This is a genomic window from Psychroflexus gondwanensis ACAM 44 (genome assembly GCF_000355905.1).
GTDB lineage: Bacteria > Bacteroidota > Bacteroidia > Flavobacteriales > Flavobacteriaceae > Psychroflexus > Psychroflexus gondwanensis.
The window spans coordinates 1-17529 of sequence record NZ_APLF01000003.1; the positions used below are offsets into that span (position 1 = coordinate 1).

17 protein-coding genes and 1 pseudogene are annotated in these 17529 nt (G+C 38.0%); 14 read left to right on the forward strand and 4 right to left on the reverse strand.

Annotation, left to right across the window (positions count from 1 at the left end; translation table 11 throughout):
• Window positions 1-127: 127 nt before the first annotated feature.
• Window positions 128-445, forward strand: a complete 318-nt coding sequence (locus PGOND44_RS14920) for a GIY-YIG nuclease family protein (protein WP_003436093.1) — start codon at window positions 128-130, stop codon at window positions 443-445.
• Window positions 446-565: 120 nt separating this feature from the next.
• Here PGOND44_RS14920 and PGOND44_RS02145 read toward each other — a convergent pair whose 3' ends face one another.
• Complete coding sequence (locus PGOND44_RS02145; protein WP_003436095.1) at window positions 566-1201, reverse strand: HmuY family protein; 636 nt, start codon at window positions 1199-1201, stop codon at window positions 566-568.
• 38 nt (window positions 1202-1239) lie between these two features.
• Complete coding sequence (locus PGOND44_RS02150; RefSeq protein WP_003436096.1) at window positions 1240-3345, reverse strand: TonB-dependent receptor plug domain-containing protein; 2106 nt, start codon at window positions 3343-3345, stop codon at window positions 1240-1242.
• A gap of 110 nt (window positions 3346-3455) precedes the next feature.
• Here PGOND44_RS02150 and PGOND44_RS02155 point away from each other — a divergent pair, with 110 nt between their 5' ends.
• The 7 genes and pseudogenes from PGOND44_RS02155 to PGOND44_RS02175 all read left to right on the forward strand — a co-directional run bounded on the left by PGOND44_RS02155 (window position 3456) and on the right by PGOND44_RS02175 (window position 9709).
• A complete protein-coding gene (locus tag PGOND44_RS02155; RefSeq protein ID WP_003436098.1) occupies window positions 3456-4364 on the forward strand; it encodes a DUF6607 family protein in 909 nt (302 codons plus the stop codon).
• A 4-nt stretch (window positions 4365-4368) separates the two neighbouring features.
• Window positions 4369-5892 carry an ankyrin repeat domain-containing protein gene (locus tag PGOND44_RS02160; protein WP_003436099.1) on the forward strand — a complete coding sequence of 508 codons (1524 nt, stop codon included), beginning with the start codon at window positions 4369-4371 and terminating at the stop codon, window positions 5890-5892.
• Between the two features lie 60 nt (window positions 5893-5952).
• Window positions 5953-6438 carry a DUF2271 domain-containing protein gene (locus tag PGOND44_RS02165; protein WP_003436101.1) on the forward strand — a complete coding sequence of 162 codons (486 nt, stop codon included), beginning with the start codon at window positions 5953-5955 and terminating at the stop codon, window positions 6436-6438.
• Between the two features lie 9 nt (window positions 6439-6447).
• Window positions 6448-7803: a PepSY domain-containing protein gene (locus tag PGOND44_RS14925; protein WP_081606504.1), complete on the forward strand. Its 1356-nt coding sequence runs from the start codon at window positions 6448-6450 to the stop codon at window positions 7801-7803.
• A gap of 297 nt (window positions 7804-8100) precedes the next feature.
• A complete protein-coding gene (locus tag PGOND44_RS14935; RefSeq protein ID WP_162138430.1) occupies window positions 8101-8643 on the forward strand; it encodes a ferredoxin reductase domain-containing protein in 543 nt (180 codons plus the stop codon).
• A gap of 81 nt (window positions 8644-8724) precedes the next feature.
• A pseudogene (locus PGOND44_RS16045) lies at window positions 8725-8967 on the forward strand (DUF6686 family protein); the annotation flags it as partial.
• Window positions 8968-9442: 475 nt separating this feature from the next.
• Complete coding sequence (locus PGOND44_RS02175; protein ID WP_003436103.1) at window positions 9443-9709, forward strand: hypothetical protein; 267 nt, start codon at window positions 9443-9445, stop codon at window positions 9707-9709.
• Window positions 9710-9771: 62 nt separating this feature from the next.
• On the opposite strand, the gene PGOND44_RS02180 is transcribed toward PGOND44_RS02175, so the two are convergent.
• Both PGOND44_RS02180 and PGOND44_RS02185 read right to left on the reverse strand, forming a co-directional pair.
• Window positions 9772-10473, reverse strand: a complete 702-nt coding sequence (locus PGOND44_RS02180; protein ID WP_003436105.1) for a Crp/Fnr family transcriptional regulator — start codon at window positions 10471-10473, stop codon at window positions 9772-9774.
• A gap of 34 nt (window positions 10474-10507) precedes the next feature.
• Window positions 10508-10729, reverse strand: a complete 222-nt coding sequence (locus tag PGOND44_RS02185) for a hypothetical protein (RefSeq protein WP_003436107.1) — start codon at window positions 10727-10729, stop codon at window positions 10508-10510.
• Between the two features lie 139 nt (window positions 10730-10868).
• On the opposite strand from PGOND44_RS02185, the gene PGOND44_RS02190 reads away from it, so the two are divergent.
• The 6 genes from PGOND44_RS02190 to PGOND44_RS02215 all read left to right on the forward strand — a co-directional run bounded on the left by PGOND44_RS02190 (window position 10869) and on the right by PGOND44_RS02215 (window position 17479).
• A complete protein-coding gene (locus tag PGOND44_RS02190; protein WP_040555691.1) occupies window positions 10869-13301 on the forward strand; it encodes a heavy metal translocating P-type ATPase in 2433 nt (810 codons plus the stop codon).
• 189 nt (window positions 13302-13490) lie between these two features.
• A complete protein-coding gene (gene ccoS, locus PGOND44_RS02195) occupies window positions 13491-13718 on the forward strand; it encodes a cbb3-type cytochrome oxidase assembly protein CcoS (RefSeq protein WP_003436110.1) in 228 nt (75 codons plus the stop codon).
• 79 nt (window positions 13719-13797) lie between these two features.
• On the forward strand, window positions 13798-16002 hold the full coding sequence (ccoN, locus tag PGOND44_RS02200) for a cytochrome-c oxidase, cbb3-type subunit I (RefSeq protein WP_003436112.1): 2205 nt from the start codon (window positions 13798-13800) through the stop codon (window positions 16000-16002).
• A gap of 2 nt (window positions 16003-16004) precedes the next feature.
• Complete coding sequence (locus PGOND44_RS02205; protein ID WP_003436117.1) at window positions 16005-16193, forward strand: cbb3-type cytochrome c oxidase subunit 3; 189 nt, start codon at window positions 16005-16007, stop codon at window positions 16191-16193.
• Complete coding sequence (locus PGOND44_RS02210) at window positions 16190-17167, forward strand: cbb3-type cytochrome c oxidase N-terminal domain-containing protein (RefSeq protein WP_003436122.1); 978 nt, start codon at window positions 16190-16192, stop codon at window positions 17165-17167. Before PGOND44_RS02205 ends, PGOND44_RS02210 begins: the two co-directional genes overlap by 4 nt.
• A gap of 15 nt (window positions 17168-17182) precedes the next feature.
• On the forward strand, window positions 17183-17479 hold the full coding sequence (locus PGOND44_RS02215) for a cupin domain-containing protein (protein ID WP_003436126.1): 297 nt from the start codon (window positions 17183-17185) through the stop codon (window positions 17477-17479).
• Window positions 17480-17529: the final 50 nt, after the last annotated feature.

Genomic DNA, 17529 nt, shown 5'->3' on the forward strand with positions numbered 1-17529 from the left:
AAGGCATTGGGGACGAGTTCGAATCTCTCTGTGATCCCTAGGCATTGGGATTCCATACCGCTTTTTTTTAAGATGTTGTGTTGTGAATGTGAATAACATTCATAGGTTTATGTTATTTTAGGACATTATGAAACATTTTGTTTACATCATTCACTCTTCCAAAGTAGGGAGCTACTATAAGGGATATTCCATCCGACCATTCCATAGATTGAGAGAGCATAATGAAGATTCAAGTCGTTACACAGCGAATAAAGGACCGTGGAAATTAGTTTATTTACAGTCTTTTCCAGACAAGAAAGAGGCTTTAATTCGAGAACGAAAACTTAAAAAATACAGTAAGGATCAAATTCTAAGATTGGTAAGAACACCACTAAATGAAATTGCGAAGTTCAAAAGAGACAGTTCATCTAAGATTGTCATTATCCTTAAGCTTAAAATAGTTTAAAATAAAAACCAACTTCATCCATACAGATGCCGAAGACGCCTTAGATAGTGTTATGAACTTTTAGAATAAAAAAGCTCATCCATTACAGATGAGCTTCGTTGGCTAACTAATCAGATAAAGTTACTCAAAAGAGGTCTCGCCCGCATTTGGATTATAAACATAATTAAAGGTGTAATAACGCCCATTTGCAGGATTAGAATTGTCTTGGTCTTTATAATAACTTAGAATTTCAATCTTTGCATATTTACCATCACGAGTTCTAAATACTAACATCTTACCAGGAATAGGCATAATTATATTATTCATAAAGTCGTAATTATACCATCCATTATCGCTTCCTGTTGGGATTGCAAATCCTGAAGCGGTATCCTGAGCAAATGTCAATCCATCGGCAGTATTAATGCTGTCAAAAGTTCCAGTTACAATGCTCGCACCAGCATCGCCATTTCTTGTAGGTTCATCATTTGTACCTGTAGCTATTCCTCCATTTATCGCAATAGTCGTACCTCTAAAGGCAATGTCCCACTCTGTATCGCTGGTAGTTTCTGCCCCAGTTTCAAAGTCAAATTTTGTAAATGGCCCACCTTCATCTTGTCCAGTACCTTGACCACCGGTTTGAGGTGCAAAGAGGTTACTGACCTGTTCTGCTTGAACAGGGTCGGTTATTGGTATATTGTCATCGTCGCTGCTGCAAGATGTAAATGCCATAAATAATACTGCTAATGCTAGTGTTTGTACTGTTTTAATTGTTTTCATTCTGATTGTGTTTAAAGACCTGCCCGACGGCAGGCGGGTTAAAATTGATAATTGAGTTTAATGTATCCTTGAATTCCCGGCAACGTCGGGATATTGTTATCGGTATAGTCCAAAAGATTATTTGCTCCAACCTGTAATGTGAAATCTGTATAAAAGGTTTTGCTGGCCGCTACATTTGCCGTTACAAAACCATCTATAAAACTGGTATCATAAGAATCGATAAGTCCATTTCCATTAGTGTCGAATTGAGCATATTTGCTTCGATATAGAAGTCGTAGATTGATGTTTGCTATTGTACTCCGATTTCCCTTAGCATCAACTCCAGCGATATCATAAAACACCTTGAAGTTGGCATTGTGCCGTGAGCGGTTCACGAGCCCAAAATAATCGGACTGCGTGACCGCCACGGTCTGGTTTGTCCCGGGATCACGGGCAAATACTTGACCATCTTCTACATCTTGTTGTTTATTTTTATCATAGGCGTAAAGCAACTGATAGCCAGCACTTACATTAATGGCATCGGTTATTTTATACCCCGTGTTGATTTCAAATCCTGTGGTATAGATTTCATCAAAATTGACATAACTAAAAATATTTTGACCGTTGGTTTTACGGGCAATAATGCGTGTATCGATAAGATTCTTAATATCGTTTCTAAAGAAATTAAGTTCGCTATTCCATTTGCCTTCTTTGAAGGTCAATCCTAAATTATAACCAACAGAACTTTCTGCTTCTAACGGATTATTTAGGTCATCTTCCGAAACTAACACATTAAGAATTTGTCCTTGTTCTTGAAGCTCTTGTAATTTATCCAAAGCCACGTTATATCCGAGAACTGTATAACCCACTGCCGAATTGGTAAAATCAAAATACAACTGTCTAAAGTCTGGCGCTTTAAAACCATAGCCTACCGACCCTTTTACAGCGAATGCATCGCCCAATTTGTAACGCATTGCCAGTTTGGGACTAAATTGATTACTATATTCCGAATGATTGTCAAAACGAGCACCAGCAATAACATTTAGTCGTTCTATAGGATTGAAGTCATATTGTGCATAGACATATTGCGAGTTAAAACTTACGCGTTCATCAAAAAACGTTCTGTCCAAAGCATCATATTGAAAACCCAAACCTGCCGTTAGCATTCCCGCATTTGTGAAAGCGTAATTTCCACGAATTTCTGGTCGTAATAATTTTTGGTCAAAATCACTATCGCTCAACACCTCTTCAGTAATTGGGTTGGCAAGTCGCTCATTAGCTACATAATTGGTATAATAAAATTCATAAGCTGTCGTGAATTTTTCGTTCCATTTTTGGTCGAGCCTTGCGTGGGCATTCCATTCCCGTTCTTTGCTATCTCCTTCAAACAGAACATCGTTAAAGGTAAATCCAGCATCCTGTACTTGGTCATAAAATCGTGTAGATGTGAATAAAGATAGCTTGTCATTAAAGTCATAATACACTCGTCCGTTAACGGTATAATTTTCAAATGGATTGACCGTTTGACCTTCTGCTTCTGGGTTTAAGTCATAACCTTCGCTGGAAAATCGGTTGGCAAAAAAGCCGTAACGCAACTTTTTAAAACGCTGTTTAATATCAAGGTTGATATCTTGTTGTACAAAACTGCCTAGGCGATAAGAAACGTTTCCTTGCAGTTCTTCAGATTTTGGTTTTTCCGTAATAATATTGATGACACCCCCCAAAGCTTCAGAACCGTAAAGACTGCTCGAAGGTCCTTTTACCACCTCAATCTGTTTGATATTGCCCACCGTGAGCCTGCTCAAATCAAAATTTCCTGCACTTCTACCCACAAGAGGCACACCATCTATAAGAATCAAAATATAATCTGATGCGATACCTTGAATTTGTATACCCTCAAAACCACTTTCATCGGCCACGGTTATAATTCCTGTTTGCTCGCTTAATATCTCATTTAAGCGAATTGTACCCGATTGTAAAATTTCCTTTTTTGAAATTAAAGTTACTGGCATTGGTAATGAAGAAAGTTGTCTTTCTGTACGCGTGGCTGTAAGGATAACTTCCTCTAAATTATTGATTTGGGTGCTATCTATGACCTCTTGGGAAACTGCTTTTAAAAAAGATAAAATGGTCAAAGTGTTTATAATTAGGCGTTTATACTTCATTTTATTTATAACCAATCTTAATAGAGCGCAAATATATATATTATTGTTATTTAGATTTAATAAAAATAACTATTTTTGAGAATAAATTATAAATCAATAAATCATATTTCATGAAAACCACTTTTTACACTCTATTGGCACTATTATTCTCGATAAGTGCAATTTCTCAAACATCAAAAAAACAAGAAGACCGCGAAGCCATCAAGAATATGTGTGGCTGTTATGAGGTCACTTTTAACTTTGCAGAGACCTTTAATTACAGCAACGATTCACTTTACAAGCCCTCAAAAACGAAAGTGGACAAAGGTTTGGAATGGGCCCAATTAGTGACCGATGAAGATGATAAAATCCAAATTCAGCATTTGTTACAAGTAGGTAATCCTGCCGAACCTATGATTATAAAGCATTGGCGTCAAGATTGGTTGTTTGAGAACACAGATTTATACTCTTACAACGCAGATAATGAGTGGACTTTTGAAAAATCATCTGCTTCTAAAGTCAAAGGACAATGGACACAGAAAGTATTTCAAGTAGATGACAGCCCGCGTTATGAAGGATCTGCCTCTTGGGTTCACGTAGATGGTAAAAGTTATTGGGAAAACACCACACCTGCACCATTGGCGAGACGGGAATATACCACCAGAAGTGATTATAATCTTTTGATGCGTGGCAACCGTCAGGAAATTACAGACTACGGTTGGGTACACGACCAGGATAATACCAAAATTATCCGTGAGACTGGCAAGGAGGATATCGTATTGGCTAAGGAAAAAGGATATAACACCTATGTAAAAGTAGATGACAGCAAATGTGCTGCTGCCTCACAATGGTGGAAGGACAATGACCAGAAATGGGCTATAGTTCGTGCTAAATGGGATGAAGTTTATGGCCGTAATAAAGACCTTGTTCTTGAAGAAAAAGTGGACAATAAGCCGCTCTATAAGTTTTTATTTGAAGAAGAAGGCTATGAAAAAGAAGCCGAAATTGATGAAGTCATTGAATCCTTTGTAAAAAAATAGTCCGATGAAGATTTTGAAAAATGTAGCGCTGCTTGCTATGCTCTTTATGAGCATAGTGGCAGTCGCACAACAAGACAATGTATTACTTGACCGTTCCTTCTGGAAGGGTGATCCAGACTTGAAAACTGTAAATCAAAAAATCGCTGAAGGCAATGATGCAACTGCCTTAAATGAGAATGCGTTTGATGCCGTAATCTATGCGTTACTTGAAAAGGCAGATGATGCTATCGTAAAGCACCTCTTGTCTTTTGAGGGAAATCCGGTTGATAAAAAGACCCACGACAGCCGTATCTACTTGCATTGGGCGGCCTATGCCGGACAAACGGAAATGGTCAATTTTTTACTTGATAAGGGTTCTTCTGTTACGAAATTAGACAGTCACGGTTATACGCCACTTGCCTTTGCAGCAAATGCAGGTCAGAAAAACAAAGCCCTGTATGAGGCTTTTGAAAGTCGCGGTGTAAATCTTCTTAACGAGAAAAATGAAAGTGGTGCGAACCTACTTTTACTGGTTTCGTCATCACTCTCCAATGAAGAAGAGCTGAATTTCTTCACCAGAAAAGGTCTAAAACTTAATAGCACAGATAAGGATGGCAACGGTATTTTCAATTACGCCACCAAAAAAGGAAATATTGATTTTCTGAAATTGCTTATTAAGAAAGGGGTGGATTATAAATCATCGAATAAAAAAGGGGGGAACGCCTTTTTATTCGCAGCACAAGGCGGACGTGGTTATAGTAATCCGTTGGCAGTTTATGAGTATTTGAAAAGTCTTGGTCTTGACCCTAATATCGTGCCCAAAGACGGCTACACTCCCTTACATAGATTGGCGTACAACAATAGCGACCCAGCGATTTTTGAACTTTTCCTAACTGCCGGTGCAGATGTTAACCTAAAAGATGCCGAAGGCAATACACCCTTTCTTAATGCAGCTTCTCGCAATGAACTGGCAATGGTAAAACTACTTTCCAAAACCGTAAAAGACTTCAATACTACAAATAATGAAGGACAATCGGCCTTAATGCTTGCAGTTCAGCGTAACAATCCAGAAGTGACAGAATTCTTATTGAATAACGGAAGTGATGCTGAAGTTTATACTGAGGGCCATCGAAGTGCAAAAGATAATAAAGGCAATACCATCGCTTATTATTTAGTAGCCTCTTTTGATAGCAGAAAACCCGATGAATTTGATACCAAATTGAAACTACTTCAAGAAAAAAGTGTACAGCTGAACACCACGCAAGCTGAAGGAAACACGCTATTTCATCTTGCTACCAAAGACAATAATTTAGGGGTATTGAAACGTCTTTCAGCATTTAATATTGATGTCAATTCAAAAAATGATGAAGGATTAACTGCCTTGCACCTCGCAGCAATGAAAGCTGAAAATGAAGAGATGATGAAATACCTAATCTCAAAAGGTGCTGATACTAAAATCAATACCGATTTTGAAGAAACGGTTTTTGACTTGGCCAGCGAAAATGAACTCTTACAAAAACAAAACACCTCCTTGAATTTTTTAAAGTAATATGAAGCCCATAATCCCGAAATAAATTCGGGACAAGTTGGGCCTTAAAAATTTAGCTTGATGAAAACACTATTTAAAATTATCCCTGCAATGGTACTCGCAGGACTATTACTATCGGCATTTACAACTACTGAAAACAAAGCTGTAAAATGCCTTATCCAAATGACCAATTACACAGGCGAAGGTGCTTATGTGATTGTTTCTTTATTGAATCCATCTGGAGATTATGAAGAGACCCTTTACGTGCAAGGCAAAGACAGTGAATGGTTTAGTGAAATCCCTGAATGGTGGAAATTCTACGGGAAATATCGCCCTAATATCGATGCTATTTCGAGTGCGACGATAAGAGGTGGCGAACGTACCGTTACTGTATTGCAAATTCCAGCCGATAAAATTGATAAAGGATATAGCCTGCGCTTTGAAACTTCGGTAGAAGACCAAGACTATTATGCAGCTGATATTCAATTTGAGTTGACCACAGAAAATCTCAAAACCAAAAAAGAGGGAAAAGGGTTTATTCGCTATATAAGAATGCTTCCGCAGTAAACATTGCCTATGACCATTTCTATTTGGCGATACAGTCATTTTGTACTTGCCCTTACTTCATCTTTGTTTTTAATCATTGCCTCGGTTACAGGCGTGATTTTGGCGATTGAACCTATTTCGCATCAAGCGAAAGGGTATGCCATTAAGGATTTGGATGAAGTATCGTTGGGCACTACAATTGATGCTTTAAAAGAAAATTACGACGACGTATTTGTACTCGAATTAGAATCGTCTGGTTTTGTAAAGGCCTCTGTTCTTACTCTGGAAATGGAAATGCTCGATATCTACATCGACCCAAACACAGGCGTACAATTGGGCGAGGTACAAGAGCGACCCTTCATTTATAGTTTTGCTACCAATCTGCATCGTTCTCTTTTTCTTAAAAGCATCGGACGGTTTTTTGTGGGCTTAATTTCGCTTTTACTTTTACTAATTACCATTACTGGAGTATTGCTTCTCGCCAAAAGACAAGGCGGTTTTAAGCGTCTTTTTTCAAAAGTTCAAAAGGATTATTTTGAACTTCGCTACCACGTTATTTTAAGCCGATGGTTTTTTATTCCGATTGTTATTCTTGCTTTTACAGGGGTCTATCTTTCCGCAGAAAAATTTGAATTGCTACCCAATACTACTATTACGCATAAAGAAATTAGTAATACAGATACCGCAGAACGTTTTGAGCATATTAGCGATGTTCCATTTTTCAAGACAACCACGCTCGACCAAATAAGAAAAGTAGAATTCCCATTTTCCGAAGACCCTGAAGAGTATTATCAAATTGAGTTAAAGGATAAGGAACTAAAGGTAAACCAACAAACAGGACAGATTATAAGTAGTGCCGATTATCCTTTTGTAGCATTGGCATCCCGTTTGAGTTGGATGCTGCATACAGGCGAAGGAAACGTCTTTTGGTCTGTTATTTTGCTACTCGCCAGTGCGTCCATTCTATTCTTTATATACTCAGGCTTTGCGATGACCTTGAAACGCAGAAAAAAAGTGAAAGCTATTTCCATAATGCCAGATAAAGACGACTGTGAATTGGTCATTTTAGTAGGTTCAGAAACGGGAACAACGTTCGATTTTGCAAGGCGGCTTTATACTAGTTTGAATGCTGCTGGCAAAAAAGTCTATCTGACCGAATTGAATAAGTATTGCACTTTCGCGAAAGCGAAACGCATCATCATCCTTACTGCGACCTACGGCGAAGGCGAACCCCCTTCTAACGCTAGGAAGTTTGAAGCTATTTTTCCAACTGTCCAGCAACCGAACAAAATCCGATATTCCGTAGTAGGATTCGGTTCATTGGAATATCCAGACTATTGCAAATTTGCTATAAAAGTGGATGCGACTTTTGCAAATACATCCTGATTTTCAGCCCTTGTTCCCGCTTTATAAAATCAACAATGCAGACGTTGCTGATTTTGAAAGATGGGTCGAACAATTGAGTAAACTATTACGTATTTCACTTTCTGTTGAAAAGCCAAAGGTCAAGAAACGGAACTATGAAAAAAAAAATTTAAGGTAGTTGAGCGCACAGAATTAAATGTAGATGACACGTTCCTAATCAGACTGAAACCAAAGAAAAAAACAAGTTTTACTTCAGGCGATTTATTGTCCGTTTTTCCAGTGGGAACGGATATCCCTCGTCAATATTCCATTGCTAGAATGGGCAACAATATTCTATTAAGTGTAAAGAAACACGAATTTGGTAAAGGCTCTTCGTATTTGCATAACTTGAATAAGGGCGATACTGTTCAGGCGGTTATAGACATCAACCCTCATTTCCACTTCTCTAAAAAATCAGCTTCCGCAGTATTGATAGCTAACGGAACTGGGATAGCCCCATTCTTAGGGATGATAGAACAGAACAGAGACACAACAATCAACTTATTTTGGGGTGGTAGAACAGTAGCTTCTTCAGCTATTTATGATGACATTCTTAATGGGATTATTTCAAAAAATCAAAAAAACAAAATCCATAAATCTTTTTCAAGAGAAGGACGTAATGGGTATGTTCAAAATCTGATAATACAACAAAAGGATGTTGTTCTAAAAACGGTTCAGGAAGGTGGTGTGGTTATGATTTGTGGTTCGCTTGCGATGCAACACGATATTTTAGATGTGTTGGAAAATTTACTCTCTGAATACACCAAGATTGGCTTGGATGAACTTCAGCATAATGGACAGTTGAAGATGGATTGTTACTAAAAAAGGCTTGTGTGCGGAGGTACAAAGACACTATCAAAAAACTTGAACGGACAGTTCGCCTAAAGTAAAAGTGGCAATGTATATCCTCTTTGCTTCAACACGATCCCTTTTGAGTTTACCACAAGAGAAATGAATACTTTTAAACAGTTTGTATCCAAAATTGAAGTGCACTATTAAGAATAGTGTTGCCAAAGAAGGATTCTCAAACGCAAGATTCCGATACAAAAAATGAAACATACCCTCGCAATGGTCTTTTACCAGCAGGAACTGGAATCGCTCATGGAGCTGATTTGTTGGCAGACTAAAAACCAAACGCACCTTTGAAGGTAACTGAAATTGATTACATATCCTTTTCAAATTAGAAAGCCTAAGAATTTTCGCAACTAATGACTAGTAGGTTTTTTTTGGATCTTTAAATAAACTAAACTATTATGAAAACAACTAGAATCTTATTCTTACTGTCTTTTTTATTCATTGGACTAAACTCAAAAGCACAAGATTGGGAAACCAATATTACCTTTAACCAAGGCAAACATTTTTAGTTGTGCTAATGCTTAACAAAACAACTAGGTACGCAGTAAGTTCCTTGTCTAATGGAAGTAGTTTTAATATCAAGAAAAAAGGGTTAATGGAGAAACCTGAGTAGAGTAAAATACTAGAACCTGGCCAACGAATTTTAAGACCATTGGCTCCACTAATGGCGTCAACATATTTATAATAGAGAGTGACGATACACTAGTGGCCAATAACGGAATTGAGACTTGTCCCACCATCCCTTTGGGAACCACGGTACCGTTGCATGCTATTTATTTTTGTTAATGAAACTACTGGCTGGACAACTTCGGACTGTACCACAGTTTTAAAAACCATTAAGGTGGCAATATGGACAGATCTGTCGCCCACACCAGCTGGTGTTGGTGACATTGCAAATATTTATTTCATTAGTGAGGACAAAGGATTTGTCTCAGGATTTAACTATTTGCAATTGAGTGAGGACGGGAGCCAAACCATGGAATATGTGGATGGATTTACACCTGCCCAAAGCTCTTTTCAGCTTCAGGACTAGACAGGGTTTTAAGTTGAAATGAATTTAAGGTATTCCCCGAGCACAACTAAAGTGAGGAAGTTTTAAATCCCTTCCGCAATAGCGTAAAGTAATTTTTTGTCTTCCAGTTTGATTCGTTTACCCGAAATAGAAACAGCGCCCTCCTTTTTTAGCTTGGTTAAAGTGCGAATAAGTAATTCTGTGGCGGTTCCTACAATATCTGCCAGATTTGATCTGGAGAGTTGAAGATACAAAAAGCCGTCTTCGTCGGTCCCAAAACTATCACCCAAATAGAGTAGGCCTCTAGCTAAACGTTGACGCACGCTTTTTTGAGCCATATTGACAATGGTATGGTCGGCAGTTTTAAGTTCGGAGGCCATTCGCTTCAGTACAGTATTTGTAAATACTGGATTTTGCATAAGACTCTCTTGGATGTGGTTTTTGGGTATATAACACACATCCATATCTTCTAAAGCTGTAGCCGATAAGTTGGTCTGTTCTGAAGTGATTAAAGATCGTTGGCCAAGAACTTCACCTTTACCAGCTAATTTCACAATTTGATCTTTACCATTATCGCTTAGCTTGGAAAGTTTTGAGATCCCACTGCGCACACAATAAACACCACTCAACCGTTCCCCTTCTTTAAAAAGAATTTCCCCTTTTTTAACTTTCCTTGTTTCTTTATGATCAGACATTTGCTTTAACTCCTCTTTTTTAAGAGCTTTAAAACTATTGATTTGTCTAATGATACAATTTTCGCAGCGTGAATTTTCATGCTCCTCCATATAGTCTAAATATAGTTGTTGAGAATAAGTGGTATTATTCTCCTAAATCAGGTCTATCTTCATAAAAGTCACTAAAAGTTTTCTCAGTAGTGTAATCATCTTTCAGGACTCTGTAGACACTATAAACCAATGCTATTTGCCCCAGACAGGTTGCATAAAAAATCCATCCAAAAGACAAGTTCATCATTGCAAAAATAATCACAGTTAATAAGATGAATGTTGTAATACCTAAGCATGTTATACCAGTAATCTTCATAATTTTTTTATTTTAATATAGCCATTTCTTTTCAGTAGTATATTAATTTATTCCTAAAAAAAAATTAATTGTCAACTGACAAAAATCATCTTTTAAGGATGCATTTCTTGGCATTTTTGCAAGAGGAATAGAGTGAATTATGGAAACTTGTTATCACTGTGGCGATACTTGCCCTGAACCAGCAATTGCACATCAAGAGAAATCTTTCTGTTGTAATGGTTGCAAAACTGTGTTTGACATTCTCAACGAGAATGATCTTACCTATTATTATGATCTCCAGGCTACTCCCGGTAAAACCCCTCTAGATTTTGAAGGCCGTTTTGATTATCTAGATAATCAAAATATTATAGATCAGTTATTGGAGTTCGACGAGCAGGAGACCCAAGTTGTTTCATTTGTTATCCCTAACATTCATTGTAGCTCTTGCATTTGGGTGCTCGAAAACTTAGATAAACTGCATCCAGCCGTTAAAAGTGGTCTAGTGAATTTTCCTCAGAAATCTATTCGTATTTCTTATGATTCTTCAGAGATCTGCTTGAAGGAATTGGTTCTTCTGCTTTGTAGAATTGGCTACGAGCCCAATATATCTTTGGAAGATTTCAGTAAAAAAGAAAAAAACATAGACCGATCTCTTATCTATAAACTGGGAGTTGCGGGGTTTGCCTTTGGTAATATTATGTTTTTGTCCTTTCCAGAATATTTTGAAGTGAGTGAGTTCTGGCTAGACGAGTTTAAATTTTTATTTCGCTGGTTGATGTTTGTCTTTGCGTTACCGGTGGTTTTCTACTCGGCGAGAGATTATTTTATTTCAGCCTATAAAGGCTTGCGTGTTGGAATTTTAAATATAGACGTGCCTATTGCTATTGGAATTTTGGTATTATTCCTTCGCTCTACCTTAGAAATAATAATGGATTGGGGGACAGGCTTTTTCGATAGTATGGTAGGTTTGGTATTTTTTTTATTGCTAGGAAAGTTTTTTCAGCAAAAAACGTATGCTTTTCTATCTTTTGAGCGAGACTACAAGTCCTATTTTCCCATTGCAGTCACTCAGCTTATCAAAAGTGAGTCTGCTGTCGATGAAGACACTTGCGTTAGTCAAAGTGAACCTACCGAAACAAAACGAATTGAACTTCAAACCCCTGTTTACGAGATCCAACCCGGCGACCGCATCTTGATTCGAAATCACGAGCTTATTCCTACAGACGGAATTTTGATGAAGGGAAATGCATTAATCGATTATAGTTTTGTTACTGGTGAAGCTGCTCCAGTTGCTAAAAAATTAGGGGATAAAATCTATGCAGGAGGGAAGCAAAAAGCTGGAATCATAGAAATAGACGTGACTAAAGCCGTTGAGCAAAGCTATCTTACTCAACTTTGGAATAATGAAGTGTTTAGTAAGACCAAAGCCACTCCTTTCGAAAACCTAACCGATCAGATTAGTCGTCGCTTTACCATTAGTATTTTAAGCATAGCCTTTGTTGCTACGATTATTTGGCTCTTTTTGGATCCCTCAAAAGCCTTCAATGTGTTCACTGCAGTTTTAATCATAGCCTGCCCTTGCGCCATTGCTTTAGCGGCTCCCTTTACGTTAGGAAACATGTTGCGTATTTTTGGTAAACAACAGCTGTACCTCAAAGACAGTAGTCTTATCGAGCAAATGGCTCAAGTTGACACGGTGGTTTTTGATAAAACAGGAACACTCACTTCACATCAGAAGAATCTCATCGTTTATAAAGGAGTAACACTCACCGAAAATGAGCAGCAAGTTCTTACGAGTACTTTAAGGGCGTCCAACCACCCTTTGAGCAGGGCATTGTATGAAATGCTTCAAAGTCAGGGTATTTGTACGTTAGATAATTTTAACGAAGTAACAGGAAAGGGTGTTGTTGGAGTTTACGGTAGTACGAGTGTAAAGGCTGGTAGCTATGCTTTTGTAGGTCGTGGGGAGCAAGAAGAAGATGCTACAAACACAGAAGTCCACGTAAGTACTAATGATGAATACAAAGGCTCTTATGTCTTTTATAACAATTATAGGGAAGGAATGGAGGCCTTATTTTCTGAAATGAGCAACACAGCAGAACTGGTTATACTTTCCGGTGATAATGATGGTGAAAAAAACTATCTCAAAAGTATCTTACCAAAATCGGCACAATTGAAGTTCAATCAAAAACCCGATGACAAATTAAATTTCATAGAAGCGCTTCAGCAGCAAGGAAAAAAAGTAATGATGATCGGTGATGGTCTTAATGATGCCGGAGCCTTGGCTCAAAGTAATATCGGTATAGCTGTTTCTGAAAATGTGAACGTATTTTCTCCAGCTTGCGATGGGATTATCGATGCGAGTAAATTAAAAGAATTACCTGCTTTTATGTCGCTTTCAAAAGCGTCTGTCCGCGTCATTAAATACGCTTTTATCTTTTCTTTATTTTATAATCTCATTGGCCTCGGCTTTGCCCTTACGGGCAATTTATTGCCTGTGGTAGCGGCTATCTTGATGCCATTAAGTTCTATCAGTATTGTCATTTTTACAACACTTAGCACTTTTTTATTAGGCAGGAAATTCAACTTTTGACTTTGAAAAAAAATGAAAAAAGGAAGTCTTGAAAAGTCAATTTTGAGTTGAACCTATAGACGAGAACCAATTTGGACAGCTGTAATAGCCAGATAAATGTTATTTTTTTTAACTATTTCTCAACAACTGACAAAAGTCATCTTTTAAAGATAATCATCATGATATTTTTGCAACATAATTAAACTAAGTATGAGCATCATTTATTTATTAATCAGCGTAAGTGTTTTAGTGGCTATCATTTTTTTTATCGCTTTTGTATATTCTGTAAAAAAGGGGCAGTACGATGACACCTATACACCTTCGGTACGTATGCTTTTTGATAATGAATTGGTAAAGACTAAAACTCAAAAAGGAAAGCTAAACAGTGAAAAATCAAAAAAAGACTCAAGCAAATCCGAAACTACTCCTCCTAAATAAGAGAGAGGTGTTGAGGAATCTATATTTCAAAACCAAGAACTTAATATCAAAATCAACTTAATTCATTAACTAATAGAATATGCAAACAGAACAATTTTACTACGATAATAAGATCGTGAAGAAGTTCGTAAATGCCACCATATTTTGGGGTATTGTAGGAATGTCCGTTGGACTATTGCTAGCCTTTATGTTTTTATTTCCCAACATAACAGACGGAATTTCGTGGTTGAGTTTTGGACGGTTACGTCCACTTCATACCAATGCCGTCATCTTCGCCTTTGTAGGTAATGCTATCTTTGCTGGGGTTTATTATTCATCACAGCGGTTATTAAAAGCGCGTATGTGGAAAGATTGGTTGAGTAACCTTAACTATTGGGGTTGGCAAGCCATTATAGTTGGTGCAGCAATCACTTTACCATTAGGTTATACAACTTCAAAAGAGTATGCAGAGCTAGAATGGCCTTTTGATATTGCCATTGCAATAATCTGGGTAGCGTTTGGCGCCAACCTAATCGGGACTATTTTAAAAAGAAGACAGCGTCATCTCTATGTAGCGATTTGGTTCTACTTAGCAACTTTTGTGACCGTGGCTGTTCTTCATATTATAAATAGTGTAGAGTTGCCTATTAGCATTTTAAAAAGTTACTCGGTCTACGCAGGAGTTCAAGATGCTTTGGTACAATGGTGGTATGGACACAATGCGGTTGCATTCTTCCTCACTACTCCTTTCCTTGGCTTGATGTATTACTTTGTCCCTAAAGCGGCAAATAGACCTGTATATTCTTACAAACTTTCTATCGTTCACTTTTGGTCGTTGATTTTTATCTATATCTGGGCAGGACCTCACCACTTGTTATATACTTCATTACCAGATTGGGCACAAAATCTGGGTGTCGCTTTTTCTATAATGCTTATTGCTCCGTCTTGGGGTGGTATGATAAATGGGCTTTTAACCTTACGTGGAGCTTGGGATAAAGTGCGTACCGATCCAGTTCTTAAATTTATGGTAGTGGCTATTACCTGTTATGGTATGGCAACTTTTGAAGGTCCTTTGCTTTCGCTTAAAAATGTAAACGCCATCGCTCACTACAGCGACTGGATCATTGCACACGTTCACGTGGGCGCCTTAGGCTGGAATGGATTCTTGACTTTTGGTATGATTTATTGGCTGGTGCCTAGACTTTTCAAAACGTCGTTATGGTCTATCAAATTAGCCAATGTTCACTTTTGGGTGGGGACCTTAGGTATTATTATGTACGCCTTACCAATGTACGTTGCAGGGTTTGTACAAGCCTCTATGTGGAAGCAATTTAACCCAGATGGAACCCTTATGTATGGTAACTTTTTGGAAACACTCAACGAAATTATTCCTATGTATTGGATGCGAGCAATAGGGGGAACTCTCTATATTCTAGGAGCCTTTGTTATGCTTTATAATGTTGTAAGAACCGTAAGACAAGGAGGCGAAGTTACCGACGAATTAGCGGAAGCTGAACCACTACAAAAAGTCACTAGAAAACGTACTGCTAAAGAAGGTTACCACACTTGGTTGGAAAGACGACCAGTGAAACTAACCATTTTTGCGACTATCGCTATTTTAATAGGAGGTATGGTACAAATTATACCCTCACTAATTGTAGATGATTATGTTCCCATTATATCTACAGTAAAACCTTATACGCCTTTAGAACTTGAAGGTCGAGATCTTTATATCCGAGAAGGTTGTGTGTCCTGCCATTCGCAGATGATACGTCCCTTCCGAAGTGAAGTAGAACGCTATGGAGATTATTCTAGATCTGGAGAATATGTCTACGATCATCCGTTCCTATGGGGAAGTAAGAGAACAGGCCCAGATCTATTTCGTGTTGGTGGAAAATACAGTGACAACTGGCACTTAAATCACTTCTACGATCCGCAAAGCACCTCATCGGGTTCTATAATGCCATCCTATAAATGGCTCATCAACAGCAAACTTGATAAGAGTCAGACGGAGGACAAAATGGAAGCCATGATCACACTTGGAGTTCCTTATAGCTTGGAAGAGGTGGAGCGTGCTCAAGAATGGATGTTAGAACAAGGCGCGCAAATTGAGGAAAATCTATATTCAGATCCCGATTTTGTAAAAACGTATGAAGCCGATAAAAAGTATGCCGCAGAAAATGGAGAAGATTTTGTGGAAATGCGTAACCGTGAAGTGGTTGCTCTTATCGCTTACCTGCAACGTTTGGGAACGGATCTTAAAATTAAGTCTCCAGACGATGTCACATTAACCGAAAACCAATAATTATGTTGAAATATATAAAAGGTAATTTGGAAAATATAGATGGGGTAGAGATCTACCCTATCATTTCCTTAGTCATATTCTTCGTCTTTTTTGTTGCTCTTTTCTGGTGGGTATTCACTACCAAAAAGGAGCATATTGAGGAAGTAAGTAATATCCCATTAGAGAATAACCCAAAAGATGACATCTTATGAAGACAGCAGCATTTTTAAGAATAATAGGTTTTGCAATTTTTGGATTTTTATTCCTGCATTATATTGGGACAACAGGGGAGGCTTCTATATTTATAGAGAAACCTTGGTTGTGGGGAGCATTCGGAATACTCATGCTTATTTACATTGCAGGAGAAGTCTGTATTGCAGCACTAAGTAGCATATTGTATAGAAGTTTAAAACCTGAAAAGCAGGCAAAATACGATGAGGACCTCGTTCTGGCCAAAGAAAACCAGTTCAGTTGGATTAAGACGACTTACAAAAATCTGCTGGGAACTAAACCTGTAGAAGAAGAAGGTGAGATTGTTTTGGATCATAACTATGATGGTATTCGCGAGCTGGATAACAAATTACCACCATGGTGGGTTTATGGATTTTACGCAACTATCATTTTTGCTATTGCTTATATGGTTAATTACCATGTTTTTGACGGCACCGATCAAATTGAAGAATATCAAATTGCACTAGCCGAAGCGAAAATTGAAATTGAAGACTATAAAAAGACAGCAAAAGATCTCATCGATATAAATACAGTCGTACGACTTACTAAAGCTAGTGATTTAGATGCTGGTAAGGGTATTTTTACTGGTAATTGCGTCGCTTGCCACAAGGCAGATGGCGGCGGTGGTATAGGTCCAAACCTTACCGATGACCATTGGATATTAGGCGGAGGAATAAAAAATGTATTTGAGGTTATTTCTGAAGGTGGTCGTGCTGGTAAAGGCATGGTGTCTTGGAAGGCTGAATTGAAGCCTGCTGAAATGGCACAGGTAGCTAGCTATGTTTTGAGCTTACATGGAACCAATCCTGCAGACCCAAAAGAACCAGAAGGTGAAATTTGGGTAGACCCGTCGGCACCTGTAGAAGAGGTAGAGGTGAACGTTAAAGACGACAAAGAAGTTGAGGTGATGATAGAAGATCAGCCTGTGACTGGAGATGTGGTTAAAGAAGAGTAATACTGAAGTCTAAAGATGAAAGAAGTAGCGGAAAATTTAAAAGTAAGTGATCAGCCTGTCATGAAAACTATTTATGAAGAAGGAGATACGACCGTCATTGCTATAGGTTTAGGACGTGGAGTGGAATTGGCAGAACACTTAGCTCCTTGTAAAGCTAAATTAATGGTGGTACAAGGTGAAATTGATTTTAATACTGAAACAGAGAGTAGACGTTATGCTTGTTTTGAAAGTTATGATATTCCTATGAACCTAAGACACAGTCTTGTGGCCTGGGACGATGCTATAGTTCTACTTTTTTTAACTGAGAAATAGGCAACCTTAATGATTAACACTATAAAGCTCCAAAAGATCAAAATGTAAAT

What these genes read in the sequence shown, in the direction of transcription:
- PGOND44_RS02150 (WP_003436096.1), bottom strand. Translation starts at nt 3,345, where the DNA reads ATGAAGTATAAACGCCTAATTATAAACACTTTGACCATTTTATCTTTT.
- PGOND44_RS14920 (WP_003436093.1), top strand. Translation starts at nt 128, where the DNA reads ATGAAACATTTTGTTTACATCATTCACTCTTCCAAAGTAGGGAGCTAC.
- PGOND44_RS02160 (WP_003436099.1), top strand. Translation starts at nt 4,369, where the DNA reads ATGAAGATTTTGAAAAATGTAGCGCTGCTTGCTATGCTCTTTATGAGC.
- PGOND44_RS14925 (WP_081606504.1), top strand. Translation starts at nt 6,448, where the DNA reads ATGACCATTTCTATTTGGCGATACAGTCATTTTGTACTTGCCCTTACT.
- PGOND44_RS02205 (WP_003436117.1), top strand. Translation starts at nt 16,005, where the DNA reads ATGTTGAAATATATAAAAGGTAATTTGGAAAATATAGATGGGGTAGAG.
- PGOND44_RS02145 (WP_003436095.1), bottom strand. Translation starts at nt 1,201, where the DNA reads ATGAAAACAATTAAAACAGTACAAACACTAGCATTAGCAGTATTATTT.
- PGOND44_RS02190 (WP_040555691.1), top strand. Translation starts at nt 10,869, where the DNA reads ATGGAAACTTGTTATCACTGTGGCGATACTTGCCCTGAACCAGCAATT.
- PGOND44_RS14935 (WP_162138430.1), top strand. Translation starts at nt 8,101, where the DNA reads ATGGGCAACAATATTCTATTAAGTGTAAAGAAACACGAATTTGGTAAA.
- PGOND44_RS02175 (WP_003436103.1), top strand. Translation starts at nt 9,443, where the DNA reads ATGCTATTTATTTTTGTTAATGAAACTACTGGCTGGACAACTTCGGAC.
- PGOND44_RS02185 (WP_003436107.1), bottom strand. Translation starts at nt 10,729, where the DNA reads ATGAAGATTACTGGTATAACATGCTTAGGTATTACAACATTCATCTTA.
- PGOND44_RS02165 (WP_003436101.1), top strand. Translation starts at nt 5,953, where the DNA reads ATGAAAACACTATTTAAAATTATCCCTGCAATGGTACTCGCAGGACTA.
- PGOND44_RS02215 (WP_003436126.1), top strand. Translation starts at nt 17,183, where the DNA reads ATGAAAGAAGTAGCGGAAAATTTAAAAGTAAGTGATCAGCCTGTCATG.
- ccoS (WP_003436110.1), top strand. Translation starts at nt 13,491, where the DNA reads ATGAGCATCATTTATTTATTAATCAGCGTAAGTGTTTTAGTGGCTATC.
- PGOND44_RS02155 (WP_003436098.1), top strand. Translation starts at nt 3,456, where the DNA reads ATGAAAACCACTTTTTACACTCTATTGGCACTATTATTCTCGATAAGT.
- PGOND44_RS02210 (WP_003436122.1), top strand. Translation starts at nt 16,190, where the DNA reads ATGAAGACAGCAGCATTTTTAAGAATAATAGGTTTTGCAATTTTTGGA.
- ccoN (WP_003436112.1), top strand. Translation starts at nt 13,798, where the DNA reads ATGCAAACAGAACAATTTTACTACGATAATAAGATCGTGAAGAAGTTC.
- PGOND44_RS02180 (WP_003436105.1), bottom strand. Translation starts at nt 10,473, where the DNA reads ATGGAGGAGCATGAAAATTCACGCTGCGAAAATTGTATCATTAGACAA.